Origin of the sequence: Pseudoalteromonas sp. Ps84H-4 (assembly GCF_024124645.1) — a bacterium.
In the GTDB taxonomy this organism is placed as follows: domain Bacteria; phylum Pseudomonadota; class Gammaproteobacteria; order Enterobacterales; family Alteromonadaceae; genus Pseudoalteromonas; species Pseudoalteromonas lipolytica_C.
In genome coordinates this window covers 127,714-153,274 of the sequence record NZ_JAMXSK010000002.1, presented here as the reverse complement: position 1 = coordinate 153,274, position 25,561 = coordinate 127,714, and the positions used below count along the sequence as shown (strand labels likewise).

The 25,561-nt window shown below is 39.3% G+C and carries 19 protein-coding genes; 1 reads left to right on the top strand and 18 read right to left on the bottom strand.

Annotated features, from left to right (window positions below):
* Nucleotides 1–172: 172 nt before the first annotated feature.
* The 9 genes from tldD to NH454_RS03095 all read right to left on the bottom strand — a co-directional run bounded on the left by tldD (nucleotide 173) and on the right by NH454_RS03095 (nucleotide 12,849).
* A complete protein-coding gene (gene tldD, locus NH454_RS03135) occupies nucleotides 173–1,612 on the bottom strand; it encodes a metalloprotease TldD (protein ID WP_135922709.1) in 1,440 nt (479 codons plus the stop codon).
* Nucleotides 1,609–2,439 (bottom strand): carbon-nitrogen hydrolase family protein, encoded by an 831-nt coding sequence (locus NH454_RS03130; protein WP_235382205.1) that lies wholly within the window; start codon nucleotides 2,437–2,439, stop codon nucleotides 1,609–1,611. The genes tldD and NH454_RS03130 overlap by 4 nt, the downstream gene beginning before the upstream one ends.
* A complete protein-coding gene (locus tag NH454_RS03125; RefSeq protein WP_235382204.1) occupies nucleotides 2,429–6,289 on the bottom strand; it encodes a YhdP family protein in 3,861 nt (1,286 codons plus the stop codon). Before NH454_RS03125 ends, NH454_RS03130 begins: the two co-directional genes overlap by 11 nt.
* Nucleotides 6,289–7,761: a ribonuclease G gene (gene rng / locus NH454_RS03120; protein ID WP_135922712.1), complete on the bottom strand. Its 1,473-nt coding sequence runs from the start codon at nucleotides 7,759–7,761 to the stop codon at nucleotides 6,289–6,291. The genes NH454_RS03125 and rng overlap by 1 nt, the downstream gene beginning before the upstream one ends.
* A 1-nt stretch (nucleotide 7,762) precedes the next feature.
* Nucleotides 7,763–8,332, bottom strand: coding sequence for a Maf family protein (locus NH454_RS03115; protein WP_135922713.1), 570 nt, complete (start codon nucleotides 8,330–8,332; stop codon nucleotides 7,763–7,765).
* Nucleotides 8,332–8,811 (bottom strand): rod shape-determining protein MreD, encoded by a 480-nt coding sequence (gene mreD, locus NH454_RS03110; protein ID WP_135922714.1) that lies wholly within the window; start codon nucleotides 8,809–8,811, stop codon nucleotides 8,332–8,334. The genes NH454_RS03115 and mreD overlap by 1 nt, the downstream gene beginning before the upstream one ends.
* Nucleotides 8,804–9,646: a rod shape-determining protein MreC gene (mreC, locus tag NH454_RS03105; protein ID WP_054552786.1), complete on the bottom strand. Its 843-nt coding sequence runs from the start codon at nucleotides 9,644–9,646 to the stop codon at nucleotides 8,804–8,806. Before mreC ends, mreD begins: the two co-directional genes overlap by 8 nt.
* Complete coding sequence (locus NH454_RS03100; protein WP_054552787.1) at nucleotides 9,646–10,689, bottom strand: rod shape-determining protein; 1,044 nt, start codon at nucleotides 10,687–10,689, stop codon at nucleotides 9,646–9,648. The genes mreC and NH454_RS03100 overlap by 1 nt, the downstream gene beginning before the upstream one ends.
* A 132-nt stretch (nucleotides 10,690–10,821) precedes the next feature.
* A complete protein-coding gene (locus tag NH454_RS03095) occupies nucleotides 10,822–12,849 on the bottom strand; it encodes an SUMF1/EgtB/PvdO family nonheme iron enzyme (RefSeq protein ID WP_235382203.1) in 2,028 nt (675 codons plus the stop codon).
* 220 nt (nucleotides 12,850–13,069) lie between these two features.
* On the opposite strand from NH454_RS03095, the gene NH454_RS03090 reads away from it, so the two are divergent.
* Nucleotides 13,070–13,978 carry a pyridoxal-phosphate dependent enzyme gene (locus tag NH454_RS03090; protein WP_135926193.1) on the top strand — a complete coding sequence of 303 codons (909 nt, stop codon included), beginning with the start codon at nucleotides 13,070–13,072 and terminating at the stop codon, nucleotides 13,976–13,978.
* A gap of 9 nt (nucleotides 13,979–13,987) precedes the next feature.
* Here the strand turns inward: NH454_RS03090 and NH454_RS03085 are convergent, their stop codons facing one another.
* From NH454_RS03085 to NH454_RS03045, 9 genes are all read right to left on the bottom strand, one after another.
* Nucleotides 13,988–15,700, bottom strand: coding sequence for an EAL domain-containing protein (locus NH454_RS03085; RefSeq protein ID WP_199527305.1), 1,713 nt, complete (start codon nucleotides 15,698–15,700; stop codon nucleotides 13,988–13,990).
* A gap of 364 nt (nucleotides 15,701–16,064) precedes the next feature.
* Nucleotides 16,065–18,053, bottom strand: coding sequence for a methyl-accepting chemotaxis protein (locus tag NH454_RS03080; protein WP_235382202.1), 1,989 nt, complete (start codon nucleotides 18,051–18,053; stop codon nucleotides 16,065–16,067).
* Between the two features lie 528 nt (nucleotides 18,054–18,581).
* Nucleotides 18,582–19,166, bottom strand: a complete 585-nt coding sequence (locus tag NH454_RS03075) for a hypothetical protein (protein ID WP_253038212.1) — start codon at nucleotides 19,164–19,166, stop codon at nucleotides 18,582–18,584.
* A gap of 144 nt (nucleotides 19,167–19,310) precedes the next feature.
* Nucleotides 19,311–19,679, bottom strand: a complete 369-nt coding sequence (locus tag NH454_RS03070) for a hypothetical protein (RefSeq protein WP_253038211.1) — start codon at nucleotides 19,677–19,679, stop codon at nucleotides 19,311–19,313.
* 131 nt (nucleotides 19,680–19,810) lie between these two features.
* Nucleotides 19,811–22,201: an AAA family ATPase gene (locus NH454_RS03065; RefSeq protein ID WP_253038210.1), complete on the bottom strand. Its 2,391-nt coding sequence runs from the start codon at nucleotides 22,199–22,201 to the stop codon at nucleotides 19,811–19,813.
* The gene (locus NH454_RS03060) at nucleotides 22,194–22,904 is read right to left on the bottom strand and encodes an ABC-three component system middle component 1 (RefSeq protein WP_253038208.1); all 711 of its coding nucleotides are present in this window, start codon (nucleotides 22,902–22,904) and stop codon (nucleotides 22,194–22,196) included. Before NH454_RS03060 ends, NH454_RS03065 begins: the two co-directional genes overlap by 8 nt.
* Nucleotides 22,901–24,544 carry an ABC-three component system protein gene (locus NH454_RS03055; protein WP_253038206.1) on the bottom strand — a complete coding sequence of 548 codons (1,644 nt, stop codon included), beginning with the start codon at nucleotides 24,542–24,544 and terminating at the stop codon, nucleotides 22,901–22,903. The genes NH454_RS03060 and NH454_RS03055 overlap by 4 nt, the downstream gene beginning before the upstream one ends.
* A 45-nt stretch (nucleotides 24,545–24,589) precedes the next feature.
* Nucleotides 24,590–25,117 carry a WYL domain-containing protein gene (locus NH454_RS03050; protein ID WP_253038204.1) on the bottom strand — a complete coding sequence of 176 codons (528 nt, stop codon included), beginning with the start codon at nucleotides 25,115–25,117 and terminating at the stop codon, nucleotides 24,590–24,592.
* Nucleotides 25,108–25,443, bottom strand: coding sequence for a hypothetical protein (locus NH454_RS03045; RefSeq protein ID WP_253038202.1), 336 nt, complete (start codon nucleotides 25,441–25,443; stop codon nucleotides 25,108–25,110). Before NH454_RS03045 ends, NH454_RS03050 begins: the two co-directional genes overlap by 10 nt.
* Between the last annotated feature and the right edge of the window lie 118 nt (nucleotides 25,444–25,561).

Here is a 25,561-nt window from a genome sequence, read left to right as displayed (position 1 = left end):
GATCCTATAATGCTATTTTTATTTTTGCTGTAAGCAATAGGTTAGCTCACACAATTAAGTTAACGACAAAAGTACCTTTATTGATACAAAATTTGTGTAAGTTTTTGTGTAAACAGAAAGCGAAGATAAATGAGGCAGGTTAAGAGTTTAACCTGCCATGTGATGGAGTCTTTTAAGCCGTACCACCCACAGTAAGGTTATCAATTTTAAGGCTTGGCTGACCCACACCAACAGGTACGCTTTGGCCATCTTTACCACATACGCCAACGCCTTTATCAAGGGCTAAGTCGTTACCTACCATCGAAATTTGCTGCATCACTTCTGGGCCATTGCCAATCAGTGTAGCGCCTTTAATAGGTTGGGTGATTTTACCGTTTTCAATTAAGTAAGCTTCAGAGGCGCTAAATACAAACTTACCTGACGTGATATCCACTTGGCCACCACCGAAGTTAGGCGCGAAGATACCTTTTTTCACCGAGCTGATGATATCGGCTTGGCTGTGCTCGCCACCTAACATATACGTATTGGTCATACGCGGCATAGGTAAGTGAGCATACGATTCGCGGCGTGCATTACCAGTAGGGTTAACACCCATCAAACGGGCATTTAGCTTATCTTGCATGTATCCTTTTAGAATACCGTTTTCAATAAGCACGTTATACGCAGCTGGTGTCCCTTCATCATCTACGTTTAATGAACCACGGCGATCAGCAATAGTGCCATCATCCACGACTGTACATAGCTCAGATGCCACCTTTTGACCTACTTTACCGCTAAACGCCGATGCGCCTTTACGGTTAAAGTCACCTTCTAGGCCATGGCCTACTGCTTCATGTAGTAACACACCCGGCCAACCTGCGCCTAGCACAACTTCCATGCTGCCAGCAGGTGCATCAATTGCTTCAAGGTTTACTTTTGCTTGGCGAACAGCTTCTTCGGCGTATTCCATCCAACGCGGTTTGCCATCGACTAATTCTTTAAAATAGCCATAATCTAAACGCGCACCGCCCCCTGCACCACCGCGCTCACGGCGACCGTTCTTTTCAAGTAACACTGAACAGTTTAAGCGAATAAGCGGGCGAATGTCGGTTGCAAAGGTGCCATCACTTGCAGCAATTAACACTTCTTCATAAACCGCCGACATTGAGCTGATCACTTGCTCAGCATCCGGCGCTAATTCACGAATATAGTTTTCTAGTTCACGAAGCAGGCTTACTTTGTCATCGTTGCTCATGCTTTGAATTGGTTGATGCGGCGCATACTGCTGTTTAGCAGCTACATCACTGAACACCTGAATCGTTTTGTTTTCGCCAGCATTGGCAATGCTGCGTGCTGCAGTTGCGGCTTTATTTAGCGCTTCAAGGTTAATCGCATCTGAGTATGAAAAACCAGTTTTTTCACCACTAACAGCACGCACACCCACACCACGCTCAACGTTGTATGAGCCTTCTTTCACTAAGCCATCTTCAAGTACCCAAGATTCGTGGTGACTCGATTGAAAATACAGGTCGGCATAATCAACTTGATGTTGATGAATAAAAGCGAGCGTTTTTTCTAATTCTTCTCTCGTTAGTTGGCTGTCATGTAATAAATGCTGTTCAACCGTGTTCATAATAAATGCTCTCTAAATCGTTGCTGAGACTGCACAGGCATGTCTTGGCGAATTGTATTCAAGCGGTTTAAATCAAGCCCATGGCTGATAAACCCGGTACCAGAGGCAAGCTCACTGAGCGTTTCTCCCCATGGTGAAATAATTATGCTGTGGCCATAAGTGTGGCGGCCATTTTCGTGCTCGCCCCACTGCGCTGCAGCAACCACATAGCATTGTGTTTCGATTGCGCGCGCAGCTAATAAAATATGCCAATGAGCAGCACCGGTGACTGTGGTAAAGGCACTAGGCACTAAAATAAGCTCAGCTCCTTGGCGCTGCATGGCAGTGAATAAGCCACTAAAACGTAGATCATAACATACTGCTAAGCCAATTTTACCAAATGGCGAATCAACCACCACAATATCCTTGCCGGCTTCGGTCGCATCAGACTCTCGGTAACTGCGCGTAGTATCGGCAACATCCACATCAAATAAGTGAATTTTGTTGTATTGCGCAACCACATCACCTTGGTTGTTAAATAAAAACGAGGCTGCTAGATACTTACCATTTTGCTGCGACACAGGCAGCGTGCCAGCCGCTAGCCAAATATCATGCTGCTTACATAAATCGGCAAGTTTCGCTTTATAAGTCTCGCTTTGGTGACCTAATTGATAGCTTGCTTGGCTTTGCTTACTAAAGATCAAAAAGCTCTCAGGTAAACACACAAGCAATGGGCGAGTTGCAGGTAGCTTTAATAATGTATCCGCCAGAAAAGCGAGGTTTTGCTCAGCATTCATGCTTGAGCACATTTGTACTGCCACAACCTGTGGCTGATTATTAGCCTTCATTGGTATCTAAACTCGCTGAAGATGCGGCATCTTTTAACTTTAATTGGCTAGACGACTGCGGTTGGCTTTGCGCTGCTTGCGGTAATGTCACTTCACGGCTCTTACGATCTATTTCTTTCACTACAGGGTCGTTCATACTTCCTGTTACTTTAAAATTGATCTCTGAGATCACTCGCGCTGAATGAATCACTTTATCGATGGCAAGCGCTGCAAGCCCACTTACCGGGTTGACCATCCATGCCACAATAACGGGAATACTCGATGTCACCTGCGGGGCAACTGCAAGGTCGTAATCAATTTCAAAGGTATTTAGGTCTGTATGCCCTTTAATCGTTAAATCGGCAGGTACACCATCAAGCTTGGTATCTTGAGTATAAGCAATGCCCTTTTCTAGCTGCATGGTGCCTTGCATACTGTTATAGAAAAAACCTTTAGAGAATACATCTCTAAAGTCGAGTTTCAGCTTACGCACTAACGAATCTAAACTCAGTAATGAAAATACTCGCGCGCCACCATCACTTATTTCTGCAAGGTGACCCTCTCCTAAACGCCAATCTAGCTCTCCCGCTAAACTTGGTACATCAAAGCTATAGGGTGCGCCTTGCCATGCTAAATCAAACTTAATATTGGCGTCTGAATCTTTTACTGTGGTGGTTAATTCAAACTCATCAAATAATTCACCAATATCATCACTTTCTAAATTACCACTAAACTGAGTTAAGCCATCGGCAAATTGCCCTTTTGCGCGTAATACATGATCACCTTTATCAATTACAAGCTCAGAGAATATCAACTTATTTTGCTCACCGACTAAACTGCTTTTTACTTTGTCTAATTGATATTGGCCTACTTTACAGTCTTCACAATAAAACTCGATTGCAGGTATATTCATAAGCCAACTTAAATCCTCTGGCTCATTCTTATCAGATGGAGGCTCGCTTTCATTTGGCGAAAAATTCATCCGTAAGTAGTCGGTAAAAATTTGAATCGGCCTGCGCGTTTCACCGGTTGGAATAAGTGCGTCAGCACGTAATTCTTTGGCATTTAACTTTAACTCTAAGTCTGATTGTTTTGGCGCTAATCTAAATTCAAAGTCATTAAAATCAATATTATTCAGTGCAAGTTTGTTAAATTTGCCAGTTACATTGTTAAAAGCTGGCATCACACTAGGCGCATCAGACTTAACTTTGGTAAGCGCAATAATTTGATCAATTAAGCCAAACCAAGGCACTATTTCGGTTTCTGGTAAATCGATTGATACCGCAAAACCTTCACGATTTAACCCTAAATCTTGTGACCCTAAAATAAGGTGAGCATTATTAAACTTCTTTTTGCCATTATCTAAAATCGCATTAAAAAACAGCTTATTATCGATATTAGCTGTGATTAAATTAGAAATATGATCACCTTGCACAACCGCATTTAGTGGCCAAGTTTGTTCTGCATTTTTGTTATAAGGTGCAGGTAGTTGGCTAGCAACCCCCACTAAATTACCCGTTATGTCTGCACGATAATTAAAGTCATTAGGTAAAAAGTTAAGCGATATACCAACATCAACGTTGCTTTGCCCTGCTAAATAGCCAGACAATAAGCCATGTGCTTGCTCAATCAATGGGTCTGCCTCAAGGGCAAGCTCTATGGCAATTTCAGCTCGGTAGTTATCACCAACATTTTCACTATTAAAGCTTGCGGTAAGTGGCATTCCTAACCAGTTTGCCTGGGCATTGTTTAGCACAATTTTGTCGTTATTAAATTTAACTATGCCTGTCATATGGCTCAGCGTTATTCCCGGCTGGGCTAGGTAAACGGGTAAGTTAGCTAATTCAACCTCGCCTACAGCATCAACATGGCCTGAACGTAAGTTAACCAATAAATCGATAGCTGCTGTTGCTTCTCCCTGCGCTTGTACAACATCAAATACATTTGCAAGCGGCTTTGCCAGCGGTGTAGCAGCAAAGAAAGGCTTAAGCTTACTACCGTGAGCACGCTTATTTATAGCAACTTTTAACATATCAGCATGCATCAGATCAGCAATGCTCACATGAACACTATCATCAAGCGCTAAGTTAACTAATTTGCCGGATTTACTATAAATATCCATGCGTTCATTTTCAAAGTGCAAAATAACGTTGGCTTCTTCAACCTCAGGCCAGCTTGGTGAAAACTTGTACTTGGCATTCTCGACATTTGCTAAGACTTCAAATTGACCTTGTTGCTCTTTAAATGGAAACCCTTTAAATGGCCCAGAAAACAATACCTGCGCTTTATTTACTTCGCCGCCCTTAATCGCTCCATTCAAATAATTAACGAGCTTTTCACTCATTACAGGTAGCGGAAAGTAGTGCCCTGCGACCTTAGCATCAGCTGCATAGGCTTCGGCATATAAGTCAAGACGCGGTTCGTCAGTCAGGCTTAGTTTCATCTCTGCAGCAAGCGTGACTTCATCGTTATCAAGCCAAATATTATCGCTGCTAATGCGCCAGCCATCATCAAAGTGATGTAAATCAAGCTCTACATTTAACTGGTTATAGGGAATATCTTGGCTGAAACTGCCATTGGTCAACAACTGATTGTTTTCACCGTATAATTGAATGCGCCCTGCTGATTGGTTGAGTAACCCTTCAACGCGAATTGCTTGGCCACCGGGAATCCCCTGTAATGATAACCAATTGATTTGCTCACCTTGAAACCACAATTGCCAATGATCTTGGTTATCAAATTCAACATATGCGTCGCTGAGTTGGCCTTTGGGTTGGCGCGCTAAAAAAGGTGCCAGTACTTCAAAGTTACTAAGCTGGGCTAATTTAGCCAACAGCCCAAAATCAAACTGCTTAAGCCATATTTGATTTTTATCACCTAACTGTGCTTCAAACTGAAGAGTTGGCCACTGTTTTAAGTCTCGCTCAAACGTAAGGCCCGTGCTTTTTAAACGCCAATTATCTTGCCAAGGAAATAAATGAAAGCCCCCTTCATTTAAACTTATTTGATGTGCTTCTTGGTTTTGTTGCCAATTAATAAAGCTCGGTAGCCATTGCACTTTTACATCGCTGATCAAGCCTTTTTCTAGGCTAAACCAAGTTTGTAAATTAATATCGGAGCTGAGCTGCTGTTTATCGGTATTAATAAATTGAGCAAGCCATTTAGAAACATCGACATTGGCAGCTTGTACATATATATCACCGGCCATAGTCTCAAGAGTTGAGCCATTAAGGGCCATGCGAGCATCAAAACTACCCACCGAGATCCCCGGTAAGGCCAAGCTACCTGATCCCTGATGTTGTTCTGGGGTATTTTGCCAAACAATGTTTTCAAGTATGAGTTTACGTTTTTTACCATCACTCAAGGTAAAGTTTAAACTACTGTCTTGCACCGCAAAGTGGCCTGTTTCACCAAGGAACAAGCCTTCGATCAGCTCTTTTTGCTCAAAGCTGCCTGCTTGTTGAGTGTTCCCCAAATCAAGCATGGTAGGTAAATCAACATCAGCATGAAAACCATTGATCACAAAGTAGCTCGATTTAAGCTGACGGGTTTTTAGTGATTCCCATAAGTTTACTTCAAGACTGGCTTTATCAATAGTTAGTGCAATAGGTGAAGTTTGGTTATCTTCAAACGAAATGTCTTCGATAACTAAAGCAGGTCCTTTCCCCTGCCAACTGGCCGAGATAGACCCAATTGATAAATTGACATCAAAGCGCTCATACAAGAACACTTCAATGTCATCTTTATAATCATTAGCATAGGGTAATGAATACTTAACGACTGAGACAATAACGGCCAGCAGTACGAGAGTGATAGCAAATACTTGCCATAACTTACGTAAACAATAAAAGCAGACCGTTTTTGCCTTCATTACATCATTACCACATCAAATTGTTCTTGATTATATAAACTCTCTGTTTGAATACTGACTTGCTTACCGATAAATAGTTCCAGTTCAGCTAAATTATGATATTCATCATTTAGCAACGCCTCGCTCACTGATGGTGAGGCATAAACCATAAATTTATCGGCAGCATAAGCGCGATTTACTCTGACGATTTCTCGTAAAATCTCATAGCAGACAGTTTCAACCGTTTTTTGCGACCCTCGCCCTGAACAAGCGGGACACACATCACAAAGAATATGCTCTAAGCTTTCGCGGGTACGTTTGCGGGTCATCTCTACTAAGCCTAGTGCAGATAGACCATTTATGTTGGCTTTAGCACGATCTTTTGCCAGCGCTGATTCAAGCGAATGCAAGACACGACGCTTATGCTCATCACTGACCATATCAATAAAATCGATAATAATAATACCGCCTAGGTTACGTAAACGTAGCTGACGAGCAATCGCAGAGGTTGCTTCGATATTAGTATTAAAAATGGTTTCTTCTAAATTACGATGCCCTACAAACGCACCGGTATTTACATCAACCGTGGTCATCGCTTCAGTTTGATCAATAATTAAATAACCACCTGACTTTAACTCAACCTTACGGTGCAACGCTTTTTGAATTTCTGTTTCAACATCAAATAAATCAAAGATCGGGCGTTCACCGGGATAATACTCAAGTGCTTCAGACAGAATAGGCACAAACTCTTCAGTAAACTCTTTAAGCTCTTGATAGGTCAGTTTAGAGTCAACACGAATACGCTCCATGTCTTCACCAACGTAATCACGCAAGGTACGAAATGCCAGTGTTAAGTCTTCGTGCAAGATGCTTTCTTTACTGATTTTTTTTCGTTTGTTGACGATTTTTTGCCACAATTTTTTTAAGAATTCAGCATCGTGACGCAGTTCTGCTTCTGAGGCCCCCTCTGCTGCAGTTCGCACTATAAAGCTGCCGTCTTCGTCGCCGTATTCAGCGACAATTTTTTTCAGACGTAAACGCTCATCTTCTGATTCAATACGCTGACTCACACCAACATGCGTCGCATCTGGCATAAAAACTAAATAACGAGAAGGGATAGTGATGTCGGTGGTTAAACGCGCGCCTTTAGTGCCAAGGGGATCTTTAACAACCTGCACCATGATGTATTGACCTTGGCGCACTAGTTCACGAATATCTTGCACTTTTTTAATTGGTTGCTCGTCAACACCTTCAACAATTGAGGCACTATTAACGATGTCTGATGCGTGTAAAAAAGCCGCCTTATCTAAGCCGATATCGACAAATGCAGCTTGCATGCCCGGAAGTACGCGACTAATTTTACCTAGGTAAATATTGCCGACGATGCCAAGGTTGCCAATACGCTCTAGCTGGATCTCTTGCAGTACGCCGTTTTCAATTAGCGCAACGCGACTTTCGCTCGGTGTAACGTTGATCAGTAATTCAGTGCTCATGTTACCCTCTTAAAAATTCATTTAATAACTGTTCAGTCTCATATAAAGGTAAGCCGACCACCGCAAAATAGCTACCCGAAATATGGCTAACAAAGCGTCCGCCTAAGCCTTGTATGCCATAACCGCCAGCTTTATCTTGGGGCTCACCCGAATGCCAGTAAGCATCAATTTCTTCATCACTTAACTTTTTAAATGTCACATCAGTGACAACAACACAACTTTTTACTTGCTCACTATTTGCAATTGCAACGGCTGTCATCACTTGATGGGTGCGCCCAGATAAGCGCTGCATAGTGGCTGTAAAGTCTGCTTGGTCAACAGGTTTAACTAGGGCTGTATCATCAATGACGACTACAGTATCACTTCCTAACACAGGGCGATCAGTGTAGCCCATAGCTACACCTGATTGTGCTTTGAGTCTAGCTAAGCGTTCAACATAATCACGAGGAGATTCATTCGGAAATTGGCTTTCATCTGCATCAACGCTAAATTGAGAAAACTCAACGCCAAGCTGGCTGAGCAACTCTTTTCGGCGCGGTGATGCAGACGCCAAATAAATTGCGGTCTGCATTATCTAATCCTGAAATGACGGCGATATTTACGCAAAATTAAGAAAATCCACCACCAGCAAAGCATACCTGTTAGCACAGGCCACAAATAATGCGGACTAAAATAAATGCCCATTAAAAAGTGATTTAGCCAAAACTGCATAAGGTGGTAAAGCGTTAAAAACAAAGCAACTAAAATGCTTTGCTGCCATAAAGAAAAGTTTCTAATCTTTTGGAAGTTACTAGCAGTGATAAATATACACACTGAGTAAGTCAGTGAGTTTACACCCAGTGGTGAGCCTGAAGCTAAGTCCATTAATAAACCGACCACCCAAGCTGTACCAATGTTCAAACGGTGTGGTACCGCTAACGACCAATACATTAATACCATTAACACCCAATCTGGGCGATAAGGCTCAAACGAAATCGGTAACGGCATTAACGCCATAACCAATGCAAAGAAAATACTGATAGCAATCAGCAAAGAGTGACGACTATTCATTGCTTATGCTCTCCTGCTGATTACGCCACAGCACAACCAACAAGCGAATCCGGTCAAGTTGTGCAATTGGCTCAGCATATACCTGCGCAAAAGGACGCCCTTCGTCACGGTTAATTTCAGTTACTACAGCAACCGGATAACCTTCAGGGAAAGTGCCACCTAGGCCAGAGGTAACCAAAATATCACCAATACGTACGTCAAGGCTGTGCGGAACGTGCGAAAGCTTAACTACATTAATTTTACCTATGCCTTCAACCACGGTACGTACATCGTTACGTAAAATACGCACAGGTGTGGCATGGGTAGTGTCGGTCATTAACAACACGCGCGAAGTAGTCGAACCAACTTGGGTGATTTGCCCTACCACACCCATTTCGTCAATAACTGCTTGGCCTTCACTTAGGCCATCGGTAGTACCGCGGTTAATAACCACTTGATGACTATATGGGTTTGAGTGAACAGACAATACCTGGGCAATAATTTTACGATTTGATTGTTTAGCAGATGAACCTAACAAAGCACGTAATTTATCGTTTTCACGAGATAAAAATTGCAGTTGTTGGAGTTGCTCGCTTTGCAATAACTGCTTCTTCTTAAGTGCTTCGTTTTCAGTTAAAAGCTGTTCGCGGGTGTGCAGATTCTTCGCGCCAATACTAAATAGCTCATACGGCAAATTGGCGAGATAAATAAGTGGGCTAACTAGGGTATTTAAACTGGTGCGAATTGTTGTACCACCTTGTGTGTAGCGATCGCCCACGATCAGCACGACACTCAAAAGCACTGCGACAAAAAGTCGCAGTTGCAAAGAGATGGTACGACCAAAAAGTAACTTCATTAGTCGTAGCTAAATACGTCACCACCGTGCATATCAATCATTTCTAGCGCCTTACCGCCGCCACGAGCAACACAAGTTAATGGATCGTCAGCAACCACGACCGGAATACCTGTTTCTTCCATTAATAAACGGTCTAGGTCTTTTAATAATGCACCACCACCGGTTAATACCATACCGTGTGCAGAAATATCCGAAGCAAGCTCTGGTGGAGACTGTTCAAGCGCAACCATAACCGCGCTCACAATACCCATTAATGGCTCTTGCAACGCTTCAAGAATTTCGTGTGAGTTCAGTGTGAATGAACGCGGAACACCTTCAGCAAGGTTACGACCACGTACTTCAATTTCAATAGGCTCATCTGTTTTAAACGCCGAACCAATTTGATGCTTGATGTTTTCAGCCGTTGCTTCACCAATTAAGCTACCAAAGTTACGGCGTACATAGTTGATGATAGCTTCATCAAATTTGTCACCACCGATGCGTACAGATGAAGAGTAAACCACGCCATTTAACGAAATAATAGCAACTTCAGTTGTACCACCACCGATATCAACAACCATAGAACCCGTTGCTTCTGATACAGGTAAACCTGCACCGATTGCAGCCGCCATTGGCTCTTCGATTAGGTACACTTCACGTGCACCAGCACCCATCGCTGATTCACGAATAGCACGTTTTTCTACTTGTGTAGCACCACAAGGCACACAAATAAGAACACGCGGGCTTGGACGCATAAAGTTGTTGTTATGTACTTGCTTGATAAAGTGTTGCAGCATTTTTTCGGTCACATAGAAATCAGCAATAACGCCGTCTTTCATAGGACGAATCGCTTTAATGTTACCCGGTGTACGGCCTAACATTTGCTTTGCTTCTGTACCCACTGATGCCACACTTTTCGGGCCACCAGCTCGCTCTTGGCGAATAGCAACTACAGAAGGTTCATTTAATACAATACCTTCTTCTTTTACATAAATTAGGGTATTGGCTGTACCCAAGTCGATCGATAGATCGTTTGAAAAAATACCACGGAGTTTTTTAAACATGAGGCTGGATGACCTTTGAAAATACGTTCTTATACTAGCTGCTCTCACTCTATCATGCTAATCATGAAAAAGCGCAACTGCCTTAAATTAATTGCTAAAAAAGGAAGCTTATAGCGCTTCCTTTTTAAATATTTATCGCTCGCGTACTAAACGAAAGCCGATATAGTTTGCACGAAAGTCTGGCGCTAAAATTAGGCGTGTTGATACGCGGGCTAAGCTAGGCGCAAAGTTCCAAGCACCACCACGAACCGTTACATCAGACTGTCCTGGCTTTTTATATGTCCATTCCCATACATTACCTACTGTATCAAATAGGCCAAATGCATTAGGAGAAAACGACCCTGTCGGTGCAGCGCTTTTATTTGACCATTCGCTCCCACACCAACCACAGTTCGCTAAGTTTTTACCGATTTCGTTACCCCAAGGGTACTCGGTTTCAGTACCAGCTCGCGCAGCATACTCCCACTCAACCTCGTTTGGTAAGCGAAATAACTGACCCGTTTGCCCCGATAACCAATCTGCGTATGCTTTTGCATCGTTATAGGTTAAACATACCGCCGGAAAATCACTTTCTTGCTCGAAACCTGGGTTACGCCAATTTAACGTAGCTTCCCATACTGGTTCACCATTTAAGTAATAAGCACAACCACGATTTTTTTCAGCTTCTGTTTTGTAACCTGTATTTGCAACAAAACGCTCATACTCTGCAACAGTCACTTCCTTGCTTTGCATTGCAAACGAATTAGCAATGGTCTTTTCTACCACTGGACGCTCGTTGGCTAAACCATTGCCGTTAATATCGCCCATCTTAAATTTGCCTGCAGGAATAACAACGATACCTGCTGAATTGTTTTTATTGACGATACTTGCAACTGGTGAAGACGTTGCTGGTTTTTCAGCTGCTGTAACCGCTGCAACAACTGGCTCTGGTTCTTTTACCAAATTTGCATGAATTGTTTGCGCTTTGCGAAGATCAATACGCGCTTTATAGCTTTTATAACCACGCTTGCGAATTTCAACTTCATGAAAACCTACAGGCAACGAAGTGGTTAATTTTGTCGCACCAAAACTCACGCCATCGATAAACACTTCATCATCATACACATTAGAACGAAGTGTTAGCTCAACCATTTTAGATTTTTTCAAATCAGGTAACGGTTCAACCTTTACTGGCTTTTTTGATGAATAATCGCTAACAGGCTCATTAGTCATACGTGATACCGATACCACCTGACTATTATCCAAAGGGTCACTGAATGTTAACTGACTATCAGGGTAAGATGCCGAGTAATTAGACTGATAGTTGCCTGCAAGTGGCGAGCCATAATCAGCGCAGAATCGGTTATCTAAATTAAGTAAACTACATAAGCGGCTGCTATTTACATCACCGCGCATGGTCACGCTTAAGTTGACGTTATAGTTACCTTGACCGCTAAATGCACTGTTGACAACATGGCTACTTAACACCTTAACTTGCGCACCCGCAAGATTGCGTTTTGGTTCAACCAATCGCTCTTCAGTTAAGTTAGCAAAAATTTGATCAACAAAACGTTTAGTTGCTTTTTGCAAGCCCATTTGCTGACCGCGCTGCTCACAGGCAGCAAGCGTTTCGGTGCGTTTACAATTGATGGTGTGATTAACTTCTAATGTACCTTCACGTGTAAACTCATTACGTAAACGCTCAACACGCGCCGTTGCGAGTTGTTCTTTTAAACTTTCTAATGTATTGAGTTGGGTATGTTTAGCTACGCGAATTTGCTCAATGTCTTTTCTATGCGATGCAATTGCCGCCAATTGCATCGAAATATCATCTTTATTCTGTTTGTGATCAACAACTGCCTTTTGATAGCGTGCTTGTGCATTGCTAATGTCTATTGTTGGATCATCAATAAGTCGGCGATACATCTCGTTCATTGCATCTAGCGCTTGGTTTTTTTCTTTGTCTAACTCTGTCGAGCGTGCGCGCAATAATTCGAGTTGCTTCTGTAACTGACTTTCTTCTTTTAGGTGTTTTTCAAGGATAACAGTCGAGTTATCGTACTCGGCTTGTTTTTTACTGATCTCTGACTCTATACCAGTTACCGTAGCAGTATCTTGTGCAAATGCACTAGTTGCTAGCAAACTAACTGAAATAAATAGAGATAAAGGAGCGATTCGCATATATTCCATTCCCAAAAAGCGGCAATTATTTGGTCATTATTATTTTTTTATAATTAAACTCTTATGCTATGTACTTGGAAAGCAAAACACAAGCTTTGTTCAATTATTATCTGAGTTTACAACTATTACCTTAGTTGATGCCAGTAAATAACAAAATCATTTTAGTTTAATTTCTTAGTTGATGATCAGTTTGCTACAATAGAGCGTGTTTTTTATTAAAATTGCTGCTGTGTATAGTTCTTTTGAGTCACCTTTACAAACCATAAACCATCCCTTATTGGCTGCTCGTAAAATTCAGCTCACCATAAAGCGAGATGATCTTATTCACCCGCAAATTAGTGGCAATAAGTGGCGTAAACTAAAGTTTAATTTAGCCGCAATGCAACAACTTGGAAAATCTGAATTACTCACTTTTGGTGGTGCTTTTTCAAATCATATCCATGCCAGCGCTGCTGCGGGGAAACTATTTGGTTTTACTACTCATGGTATAATTCGGGGTCCCGAACTTGATAGCGAAAATCCAACACTGCGCTATGCAAAGCAATGTGGCATGAATTTACATCCAGTTGACCGTGTTACTTACCGGTTGAGGCATGATCAAAATTACTTAGCTGAATTACAACATCAATTTCCTAATGCTTATATTTTACCTGAAGGCGGCACTAATTCAGCAGCCCTTCTAGGCTGCAAAGAGTTGGCCGAAAGCCTTCCCCCAGCAGACTATATTATATGCCCTACGGGAAGTGGCGGAACACTAGCAGGTTTAATTGAGGGCGCATCACAAAGTACAACAGTATTAGGGGTGGCTGTACTTAAGCAAGCTGAGTATTTAATAACTGACATTAAACAATTGAGCAACCGCGCCAAACAACAACAAAACTGGCAGCTGTTATGTGACTTTCATGATGGCGGTTATGGCAAGTTTAGTGCTAATTTGTGGCAGTTTTGTCAAGCATTTAACCACCAGCACGACATTCCTCTTGAACCTATTTACAGTGGCAAAATGATGTATGCACTATGGCAACTCATTGAGCAGGGCTTTTTTGCTCCACACACACACATTATTGCGATTCATACAGGTGGGCTACAAGGTTTAGATGGCTTGCGATACCGCAATTTAATCGACTAATTAGCTGTATTAGCTATGCGGTGTTATATCTGCTAACTTTTGTAAGGGCTCAGCAAAGTAAAAGCCTTGAGCTGCAACCACCCCTAAGTTTTTGAGGGTCGCAAGTTCATTTTGCGTCTCGACCCCCACCGCATAAACAGGAAAGCTTAATTCGCTGCCCTTATTGATAATCTGTTTTACGATCTTCTGTTGTTGAGCATTTGTATCTATATTATGTATTAGCTCATAGGCCAGTTTAATACTGCGTATATTATTAAGCTGCGCATAAGTAGCTAAGTGCTCTGCACTTCTCACGTTATCAATTACCACACCAGCCGACAGTTTCTCTAAACACTTAAACTGTGAGATTAATTTTTTATGTTGGCGTAGATAATCATCTTCACTGAGTTCAAATTGAAGTTTACTAATTCCCTCATAGTCACTCATATGTTCTTTAAACCAAACCCAAAACTTGTCATTGAACCAGTTCATAGCATGTAGGTTTATACTGACTGTGATTGCACCAGCTTCGTTAGAGAGTATTCTCTTCACTTGAGTAATAACGATTTTATCTAAAAACAACACGTCATTTTTACTGCTCATGTGAGGAATAAAATGCCGAGCTGCCAATAACCCCAAATTTTTATGGCGAATGCGAATTAACGCTTCATGCTGTAAAATTTCACCTGTTTGTAAATCGAACAAAGGTTGAAAAAACAACATAAAATGTTTGTTTTTAATGTACTCAAACAAGTGCTCTTTACTGTCTGCTAACATGCTTGATTGGGTATGCCCGAACGGCAAGCGATGAATATGTTGCCATGCACTTTGTTTAGCCATAGCCAATGCTGATTTAGTTAGCTGATATACAACAGCTTGGTCTGCTCCTGTTCGGTAATTACAAACACCGATCTTGACATCAGCACGTGATAAATCACTGCGATAGTTTAAGCACGCTTGGTAAATAACTTGATGAAGCCGTTTGGTGTATTTATCAAGCTCAGTTGCAGGGATGTTATTTAAAGTAACCGCGATGCCACCTGAAGGAAGCAACTTAACGGAACGATTAACCAACTCACCAAAACCTTTCGCAATTACTAATTTAAAGTAGTTATCAACATCCAGGTTAGATGGAAAAGGTGTTTTCCAAAAGAACAAAGCAAATAAATGGTTATAACTTGTTGGCACCCCATAAAGAATATTGAGGTCTTGTCGCGGTAAAGGCCTTGGCGATGCTAGCTTTTGTGATTTAAATTGGGGTTCAATTTGTGCATCTGCTGATGCTTGCGGTTTGATAACAGGTTGCTCTTTAATAGCCGTAGACTTAGCCATACTTCGCCACCAACGCCCAGCCCAATAGCCTGTTGCTAGTAAAATAAGGTTTAATAGAATAAATAAGTGGCTTTCTAGTAACCAAGCTGGCCAATGAAACAATCGTAAACTGACTGTTTTATAACTAAATACTTCTTGCTCTACATCAATAAAATTTGCAAAGTTTTGCGGCAAGTCAGCTACATCCAAGACAAAACCCTGACTTTTTACAATAGACGCGATAATGTCTTGCGAGGTGATAGGATCTAAGTTTAATTCATATACTTCTTTAGCCAGCTCAGTGCCAGTATGATGAACCTTGTCATGAAGTACATCATTAAGAAAAATGTTAAAAACAACCACAAGCAAAAGCACAATCGTCACATAAATGACCACTGGTCGCTTGATCTGTGAAGCAAAGTCTTTTTTCATTTCACAATTTTGTTGCCCAAAGATATACAAAGTGTTGTTCAAGAACCCCATAAATACAAGGCTACAGGCTGATTAAAAGTAATTTCAGAAGAATCCTAATACCAACGCTGTCAAAAATTCCGTAAATTTAACAACCTAGCATTTACTGGTAATGAGAATTATTTTGTAATCAACAATTCAAAAAGTCGCAACTGAATCTCTGCAACAGAGTTAAATAAAGATACGCAAACTTTTACAGTAACCTGTAATCAACCCCAAGATAACTGTTTGTAATGATGAAAGGCATTATTATTTAGCCTTCGTAGATGCGCATTACCCGCAAAAATAAGCGCCATCATGACAGCGTAGCTGATGCACACCAGGCTCATGAAGATGTATTTACTCTAAATACATTTATAGCATTTGATGTCTTATATTGAGCTTGTTCTAAATCTTTTATCAATTTAGATAATAGCGCCAATTCGGTTTGTACTTCCTGCATATTTTCAGTGATATTTTGGCTTGCCTTACTCGCTTCTTCAGCTAACTGATTTTGTGATTCAATCGCTGATGACACCATGTTTGTTTGGCCGCTCACCTCAGTGATATTAGTTGTCAAAATATCGATATTCTTGAGCGCATTTTCACTATTTTCACTCACCTTCTGCGTTGATTCAGAGGTATTTTCCATATACGCCTGAAGTTGTTGCACTTGCTGCTTTATGTCATCAAGCACTGAAGATATTTCTGATGTTGAATCTTGGCTACGCGTTGCTAAACCCCGCACTTCGTCTGCAACAACAGCAAAACCACGCCCTTGTTCACCCGCTCGAGCAGCTTCAATAGCAGCATTAAGGGCTAGTAAATTAGTTTGTTCAGCAATACTCGAAATTGTATCAAGCACTGATTGAATACTGTTCGTTTTTGCACTTAACGAATCTGATTGCTGATGAGCCTGCTGAATCAGCGTAGATAGTGAGTTAATGCTCACTTTATTTGTGCCAATTATTTGCTTTGTATTATTCGATAAGTCATTTGCCTTTGCTGTATTTTTAGAGCTTTCATCTGCTGACAGTGCAATTTGCTCGATCTGGTTAGATAGCCTCGCGAAGCTATCTTGAAGCACCGATGTGGTTGAATTAACACTCTCAACTAACTCTGAAAGTTCTGTTGCAAAAGTGATTAATGATTTAACACTGGATTCGCTACTGCTGTTTGCTTGTTGCACTTGCCGTATCAACTTAGTGAGGGTATCTACCAACTCATCAACACTTCTAGAAATTGCACCTATTTCATCACTCGATTGGTCATCAATCCTCACTGTTAAATCATGGCTTGAAGCAATTTTTCCAATTAAATCTCGTACTTTTCTAACTTTTTTAGCAAGTGCCTTGATTACAAATAAACCGAAGGCGATAAAAAAAGTAATAAAAAATATCGCAAGACCTACCGTTACCACAGCCTCCATTTTAGCATCAACGTGCTTTTCCTCGATAAGCGACTCTAACGCGCTTTGTTTTTCAGTAATACGCTTGTGAATTTTGCCAATTAAGTCCGTTGACAAACTAAACCAGTCCGAAGGTTCTGGGTAAGACAAAGCCAGCTTGCCACTTTCTTGATTTAGGTTTTCGATAATTGCCTTAATACCTTTAAAGGCTTGTGAATTAGTCAATTCTGATAGCCATGCTTTATCTTCTTTTGCGGTGAGTGTTAAAGCGAGCATAGCCAAACTTTCTTCAATATTATTAAAATAGCCAGCAACTTGAACCTGACTATCTTTAGATATTGATTGTAATGATAAAATACCATTCACCTTTCCTCTAATCTGGCCTAACCTCTCCTTTAACAAAGACATTCTGATAATAGCTAAACCTGAAGAGATTGCTTCGGATTGTCTAATGTGTGAAACCCGGCTGTTAGCAACATCCAACATAAACTGGTTGGCATTAGAATAAACGGCAAACGCTGATTTTCCTTGCTGCCTATCGATATTTTCTCTTAACGCTTTTATATTTTTGTGCTTTTCTAACACTGCAGTAAATAGGGCTATTGAGTGTTTTTTCGTTTGAGTATAATTAGAAAATTCGTTAAAAACTTTATCAACAATCAAGCGTTGCTTAGCAACTTTGTCACCGTTTTTGCGATACCCTGAACCAATAAAGCCAGCAGTTAATCCCCTTTCGACTGCCGTTTCATGCGCTATTTTATCTATCATCAATACTTCGCTGATAAATTCAGCATCTTGACTCACAAGCTGCTTTTTTTGCAGGGACGCATCAATAACAATATAAGATGTTGTAAGCATCACAACCAAAGCAAATGCAATCACTGCTGCTAGCGCTTGTTGAAAGCTTATCTTACTAAGTATTTTCATGGGTGTAGGAATAAAGTTTTTTATTAAACTTAGACCATACGATTGATATCGCCAGTATTTGTAACTCTGCTCCAGGCATACTTGCAGCCATAAAAAAGAACGTAAGCACTAATCCTAGCTTCACAGACTCAATTAAAAGATAAACGATTCAATGCAAAGTAAAGGACAAAATGAGTGGGTAAATTTGTGCGGCCAGCATGCATCCTAAGTTATTTTTCAACATTATTTTTAGTTAAAAAAAGAGCCGCTATTTAGCGGCTCTCTTATACATTTTCAATTTTGTCTTTGTCTAGAAGGGAAGTAACTGTAAAAAATCCTCAGTTGACTGCGTGAGTGAGTGAATGAATATCTATAAGTCACTGTTTAATAATAAAAACCAAATTTTAGATGGTGTTCTTTTATTATTTTATTCTTACAAAACAAATCATTCCGTAAAATTAATGCTTAAAACCGGAGTCAATCAGCCCATTCTTTACACTTTTTAGATTTAACAATTATGCAACATTCTCAGTTTAGCTCCCCAATAGCTTAGCTATAATATTTCAATAATTCTTCATATTGATGCCACTCAGGACTACTTCTTAACTTCTCAATGAATGAAAATGACAAAGGACCATCCAAATCAAAATCTTCGAGCGAATTGGAAACTGTTGATTTAAGCAGCCTCTCAAATGCAGGCTTATCTATACCGCATTCTTCCAATAGCTCATTTAGGCTCGAATATATAGGACCTTTATCTATCTCTTCAAATATAGAGAATAATCGGTGCTGACGAAACGCATCCTGGCTCTTGGAGAAGTGTGGCAGTTCATGAATTGGAATACGAAGCTCTGCTTTGTAAGATCTTAAGTAACTGAAAATATTGGAATCATCAGCAGCATCATATTCAGGTATAAGGTGAAATAAAACATAATTAATACATTTACCTAGATGCTCGGTAACATCTAATATTGATTCATTCCGGTAGGTAAAAGTGAGAACTTTGTCAAGATAGTGCTCTGTTTCCTCAACGTCATAAACTGAGCAAGGTATATACCTAATTAAATGTTTTTGAAAAGGAGTGAACTTAGCGGTTTCAGAATAGTTACGTTTTATACAATTACACTTTATCATAACGATCTCCTGTAAACAGCAGTCCACCTAACTACGGCTTACGTTGAATCATTAGATAAATTGTTGCGGATGCTCGGCTTCGTCATTTTGGTGGCACAGGCTGTCCGCACAGCCCAGCCATAAGCAAATTGCTTACGATTGAAATTAGTCTATATCAATTATCTTCTCTAAATCAACCTGATCAATTTTCAATATAGAAGCTATTAAAGTCAAAGAACTAACATTTTTCAGATAGCTTACTTTGGCAAATCCGCTTTGCCAGCTTGGCCATAAAGATTTAATAGTTTCAATCAGCAAAGCAGGATTTGCATGTTCATGTGAAAGTAAGCAGACCATCTCTTCAGTTAATAGACCACTTTCAATACTATGTTTTAACTTAGCCCAAGATTTATACCCGTATACGTCTATCGCTAATGTCATTTGCGCTTGATTTAATTTACAGCCTGACAGTTCAACAATCGTCCTGGCCTGTCGCTGAGCTGTACGTAGTAATTGTGACTTTTGTTCAGGCACTACAAGTCCTCGAAGTATCAGGCAATCCACAGCATTTCTGATACTTTGAAAATAAGTAGTTCAAATTTATAAATGGGCTTTCGCTTCGTTATTGTGGTCACAGGCCACCATTTTGGCCAAATTCAACTTTACTAAGTGGTAGGTTCTAACTTCAATTTTTTCATGTTCACAAGCTTTGGCTCTGTTTGTAACTGGTATTTATAAGCTAAGAAGTTTGCTACTTTCCTCTCATGAGTTGAAAGAATTAATTGGCTATCTTTAAACTCATATTTTAATAGCTGAACAAAGGATGCTAAGTTCATTTCATCCATCGTTTGTACTGGGTCATCAATCAAAAGTGTTTTTAGTTGGGTAGGATAAACTTTGTTCATTGCTAGCATAAACGATATCACTAGCCCAGAAAGTTGTCCTGAACTCATAGTATTCCAAGCGTCATGAGCATCATTTAAACCAGAAGTAAACCTGATAAAGCCATTATCTTTTGTAGACTCAGCACATTGTAAAAAGGCACCATTCCCATCAGGTCTTGTTTGCAATATTTTGCTACTGTAAATATAAAATGGAATAGCTAATTGCTTAGCTACTGACTTTTCGTATTCTTTGATTTTCTTCGTATATTTACTATGTATGCCTTTAATCGTAGATTCTTTTCTAGAAAGTGTCCCATGTAAAATCTGTAATTTCTTAATGCGTTCATCTAGCGCTGTTAACTTATCTGAGTTAAACTTTAATTTAACAAGGTTCAAAAATTTCAAATCTAATTCAACGTCTGAACCAGTCAACTGGTCTGCCTTACTATTGAGAACCTGGTTGGATACAACACTTAAGTCAAAGCCTTTTAAAGTGGATTTTATCTCATCAAATGAAATCTCACTTTCTATTGATTTTGATACGTTCCTTAAAGATGATTTAAATTCCTGTATTCTATATAGACCTTTCTCGCCTAAGAAAACTGATGAGTCAGCCTTACAAAATTGACTAAACTCAATTTCATTGATGTTGAGCCACTCTATAACTTTACGCATCCTCTCCCATCGCTCTCGGGGTAAGACAACTTCCTCCAATCCTAGTTTGAAATCCAATAACCGGCTGTATTTTTCAATAAACCTATTTGCTTTTTTTGTGCATTTAGATACTAAGTTTTTCCTTAAATCAGTCTCTAACAAATTAAGAGCTGATAACGTGTCAGATTGAAGCTCCTCAAACACTTTTGATTGTTTTTCATACTCTAACCGCAGTTGTTCATTTGAGTTTTTTAAATCACCACAGAAAGGACAATTAGTTTTGCTACTTCTCACCTCAGAAATATGAGAATCAAAGCATGTTTTCAAGTTTTTTCTACTTTCTAACAACTTAGACAAAACTTTTTGATAACCACCTACCTCTTTGGAAGCCTTGAAGTAGTTATCTAATTTATCCTTGTGTTTCAAATACTCATTTGGGAAATAACTTGATATCTTCTCAAGTAAATTTGGTAAGTCAGAATGTTCATATTCAGCTAGAGATAAAAAGCTCCTAAAATTGTTAATTTTTAGCCCGAGTTTGTTAAGACTTAAAACATGTCTATCTGCTTTTTGCACTTGTTCATAGCTGTTCAAATGACCTGAGAGCATAATATCTTTTAATGCTTGCTCGCGCTGTTCAATTAGTAAGTTTAGAAAATAGTTAAACTCTAAATTACTATATTCACCAATGTTCTTAGTAAGCCATAACAACCTTTCAAGCGCGTCACGAGCACCACCGATTTGTTCATTAGAAATAGGAATAAAATTTGTTATGAATTCCAACTTCCCGCTAGGTTCCATAACTTGAGCATCTTCATTATTGTCAACTAATAGACCTAAAGACTCACTAACTCTTACCTTTTCAGACTCAAGGCCAGTTATATCTTCTTTTAAAGAGCTCAACTGAGCATTTATTTTTTTCTTTATTAAATTAAGTTTACCTCTATCTTCATTTTGTCTAATTGAACCAAAAAGGTAACTAATTATACTATGCCTTTCACTTTCCTTGTTTTTCAAAAAGTGACATGTTTCTTCTTGTTGGACATAGTTAAATAAATCAAAAGTAGATTCTAATTCACTATTACCAAGTAAATCCTCCAAATTTAACGATTCATCGTAGGAGTATTCAGAATCATCATTAAATTGACTTGGCCACTCACTCAAAAGCATTCTTTCTAAAGTGAAAAGTGCGGGTTTGTTTTGTTGTTGTGTTGTCTGAGGAGGAATTCTCAAATATATAACAGCAGCAGTAATATTTTCTGATTTTAGCTCTAAAAATATCTCCGTAACTTCTGTACTATCTTTCTTTAAAAGATGAGTATCTTTCTGTTTTCCATCTGTATTGACAACTCTTCCAATTTTACGGGTGAGACATATCTCCACCGCATCAAATAGAGTCGTCTTTCCGAATCCATTTGGCCCATCAAAAATAACAACGTCTGAAGATGAAAAATCTAAAAAAAACGGCTCACCGAAAGACTTGAAGTTTTTCAACCTTAATCTTCCTAGTTTAATCATTTTCTTCCCCTATTGACTTGATCCATTCATCAATCTGATATTCACCTTGAAGTGCGAGAAGTTCGGGTAAAAGTTCGATTTCCGATTCAACTAAACTTTCTGCAATCATATTATCAAGATTAAGCTTATTTTCCTTTTCGACTTCTAAGTTTAAAAATGGAACTTTTTCGTAAAGCCTAGAAATGAAGTCATATTCTTCGTCCAAGCCCAATAAAAAAACCTCATAGCGAGATAGGTTTGAGACTACAGAGCTACATTTTTCAGTAAAACTGTTTTGTTGAGATTGATTTTGTAAAAATATGCCAAGTTCTCTTGCAGTAAAATATAATACCTGTTTCTTGAAATAATAGTTATTTTCTTCAACGGTAGATACAACTCTATACACTTCCTCACTGGTCAAGGAATTAGGCTTTTCAGTTGTGATAATCAATGTGGAGTTTTTATCAAAGTAATGAGTTAAACTACATATTTCATTTTGTTCAAGATAAGCCCTAATCTTTGTCGATATAGCCACTTGAATCAGGTTATTTACTTTCTCGATCAATCTATATTCAATGTTTAATATTATGAAATACTCAAAGTCATCCTTTGTACATAGAAAAAAATCAATAAATATGTCATCTTCTACATTGAAATCGCTAATTTCATAAACAGCAAAATCTTTCTCTTCTGCTATTGTTGAAATTAATTCTTTACAATTCATTGCTTAATTCTCCCTAAAGCACCTCGAACAGACTCAAACCTTATTGAGATAGGATTACTTGTCGAGAGCTCATGCTCCTGAGTACTTTCCGCATCTATACTTTCCGCAATAGTTTGCATCTGTACAAATTGCTCTGATAAGTCGTGTTCATCTGATGTTTTTATTATTAAATGCGTTGATTTAGAAAGAGATAGTAGTTGATTGTTTTGTTCAATCAGACTTTTTATTTTATGAAGTTCATAATCTCTCTCATATGGTTCATCACCTTCAATCACGATTGCGGATGTATGAAAGACCTGCATTTCATCGACTTTAATCATTAAATCTATAATTTCATTTTCTAGTTCACGAATAAAGTGAAGAAACGCCTCCTTAATTGAACGTTTACAAGTTATGTTGCTGTAGTATTCAGCGACTGGGCTTATAGGTATATGGTGTGGGTTGAGTTTTTCTAACAGCTCTGAGTATTTATGCTGCTCAAGTACTCTTTTTCTGTTTTTCTCTAGGTTTAACTTTCTAGAGGTATTAATGTTTTCTTCAATATTTCTCTCTATGAAATATTCTAATCTTTCTACTTCTTGCAGATATGCATCTTCAAAACAATTAGCACATAACCTTTCCCAATAGTCATCATTTTGTTGCTTTGTTAGAACTTTCAAAGGTGCTAATAAATTTAAAAAGGACAGAGAGTTTCTTTCCTCTAAATACCCTTCACCTTCGTAAGTACTACTTCTAATTGCGCTGTGTCTTTGAGCAATATGCTCATCAATTATTCCACACAAAGCTGCTCTATAATTGTCAATTTCATCAATTGAAAATGCTTCACCTGATAACGTAAAGCTTAAGATATTGGTAATTAAATTATTAATTTCTACAAGAAGGTTAGAATCAGAAAGAACTAAAGAATAGTCCGGAGGTGAATCAAAACCTAGATATATACCCATCCCAGATAAACTGAGAAGTCCACGCGTTTGATCTTTAAGATGCTCTGGGACACCTGCATATTCATTGATATCTTGAGTTGGTTCGGAGATTGACTCAGCTGTATGGAAAAAAACTTTCGAATTGCTAAATGTCTGGTCGCAGAATAAGTGAAACTCTGTAAGTAGCCTATTTAACTGTTCTTGGTCAACCCCCTCAACTTCCGATGTTATGTTGTTCCAATTTTCAGTTAATTGATTGCAATCATTTATATAGCCCGATGTTCGCATCGCTTCAAGCTTTTCGTGAATGCACTCAAGCTTTCTCTGATTTTTTTGTTCTCTAGTTGTGCAACCAGTATAATCTACATCTAAATCTATATATTTCAAAAAGTCAGTTTCAGATAAACGGCATAGCTTGCGATTTAAAATCGTCACAACTGCACTTACATGATCTCCAAATCCGCTTCCTGCTTTGTGTTTTACTTGGTGAAGTGAAACGTATTCCCCATTGTTTTTTATAGAAAAATCTTCAACCCATTCATATTCAACTGAATAACTTCCTAGAAAATTATTAAAACTTTCAGAATCTAATCCATCTCGTTGTAAGTTTTCAAGAATGAGTTTAAGACAAACGTAGAGCCCAACTTTTCCTTGGTAGTTAAAACCATTCCATGAAGGCGTTGCATCATGTAATGCACTTTTTACATCCTCTGCCATTCCGTTCCACCAACTGCTAGCTTTCCTAGCTTATTATTTTCAGTCCTAATTATTACGCAACTCAATATACTCTTTCACGCTGTCATAATTACTTAGGTACAAAGTTTTATTTAAATTGATACAATTAGAGTTACTCTGATAATCTATGTTCCACGCCTTAAGTAAGAAGCTGACAAAAACAGCTCGAACCTTCAATTTCATGCTCCCTGAATTCATCCGATAATCTAACTCAATAGCTTTTGGATAAACTAATTTGGGGTGCGGAATAAGTTCTAATTCACAAAATAAATTCCAATTTATATCTAGCTCCACAGATTCCGTGCTTTTCAATGGACTATTTACTAACTCAATTTTTATAAATCTTGTTAAAGTGTAGCTTTTAAAACTCTTATTTTTTCTATCAAAAGCTCGCACATACCATCGAAGTCCATCACTGAAAACCGCATGAGGCACAATCTGCCCTTTAACTAAACCACAACTAAGCGACTCGTAGTGACAAGCAACTGCTGATTTTGAAAAAATAGCTCTCGTTATCGCCGATATGACTTCAGTGGTTGGTTGACCTAACTGCACGGTATCAAAACAAAATTGAGAAGCATCTCGTACCTGCGATATTTCGCCACTAGAGCCTTTTGCAAACGCTTTAAGACATCAACTGGGTTATGCTCAAAAACCGCTCTGAAAGCTTCTGAGCGAACATAACGCTTATTCTCGTGCATTAGCACAGCGTTACCAGGAGCCAGTTCTTTATACACAGCAAAGTCACGAGTACAGGATGCAGGACCTACTCCAAACTTTTGGATAAGTTCTGCCCTTGCTATTTGACCTAAAAACTCAAGATTGAAGTCAATAAAAACAAGGCGTTCACGCTGTGCATGGTTCAGGCTATCTAACAGCATTCAGGCATATTATATCAATATTTATTGCCCTTAGATTAGATGAAAGTCGAGAATGCAGCAATCAAAATGATGAAATCATTTTGATTTTATGTGCTATTGTTTAAGTTCAATAATCAAC

Bases quoted from the DNA above. Each gene is read 5' to 3' on its own strand.
- NH454_RS03055 (WP_253038206.1), bottom strand. From the start codon at position 24,544: ATGGCAGAGGATGTAAAAAGTGCATTACATGATGCAACGCCTTCATGG.
- tldD (WP_135922709.1), bottom strand. From the start codon at position 1,612: ATGAACACGGTTGAACAGCATTTATTACATGACAGCCAACTAACGAGA.
- NH454_RS03125 (WP_235382204.1), bottom strand. From the start codon at position 6,289: ATGAAGGCAAAAACGGTCTGCTTTTATTGTTTACGTAAGTTATGGCAA.
- NH454_RS03130 (WP_235382205.1), bottom strand. From the start codon at position 2,439: ATGAAGGCTAATAATCAGCCACAGGTTGTGGCAGTACAAATGTGCTCA.
- NH454_RS03095 (WP_235382203.1), bottom strand. From the start codon at position 12,849: ATGCGAATCGCTCCTTTATCTCTATTTATTTCAGTTAGTTTGCTAGCA.
- rng (WP_135922712.1), bottom strand. From the start codon at position 7,761: ATGAGCACTGAATTACTGATCAACGTTACACCGAGCGAAAGTCGCGTT.
- mreC (WP_054552786.1), bottom strand. From the start codon at position 9,646: ATGAAGTTACTTTTTGGTCGTACCATCTCTTTGCAACTGCGACTTTTT.
- NH454_RS03075 (WP_253038212.1), bottom strand. From the start codon at position 19,166: ATGATAAAGTGTAATTGTATAAAACGTAACTATTCTGAAACCGCTAAG.
- NH454_RS03045 (WP_253038202.1), bottom strand. From the start codon at position 25,443: ATGCTGTTAGATAGCCTGAACCATGCACAGCGTGAACGCCTTGTTTTT.
- NH454_RS03085 (WP_199527305.1), bottom strand. From the start codon at position 15,700: ATGAAAAAAGACTTTGCTTCACAGATCAAGCGACCAGTGGTCATTTAT.
- mreD (WP_135922714.1), bottom strand. From the start codon at position 8,811: ATGAATAGTCGTCACTCTTTGCTGATTGCTATCAGTATTTTCTTTGCA.
- NH454_RS03100 (WP_054552787.1), bottom strand. From the start codon at position 10,689: ATGTTTAAAAAACTCCGTGGTATTTTTTCAAACGATCTATCGATCGAC.
- NH454_RS03115 (WP_135922713.1), bottom strand. From the start codon at position 8,332: ATGCAGACCGCAATTTATTTGGCGTCTGCATCACCGCGCCGAAAAGAG.
- NH454_RS03065 (WP_253038210.1), bottom strand. From the start codon at position 22,201: ATGATTAAACTAGGAAGATTAAGGTTGAAAAACTTCAAGTCTTTCGGT.
- NH454_RS03080 (WP_235382202.1), bottom strand. From the start codon at position 18,053: ATGAAAATACTTAGTAAGATAAGCTTTCAACAAGCGCTAGCAGCAGTG.
- NH454_RS03060 (WP_253038208.1), bottom strand. From the start codon at position 22,904: ATGAATTGTAAAGAATTAATTTCAACAATAGCAGAAGAGAAAGATTTT.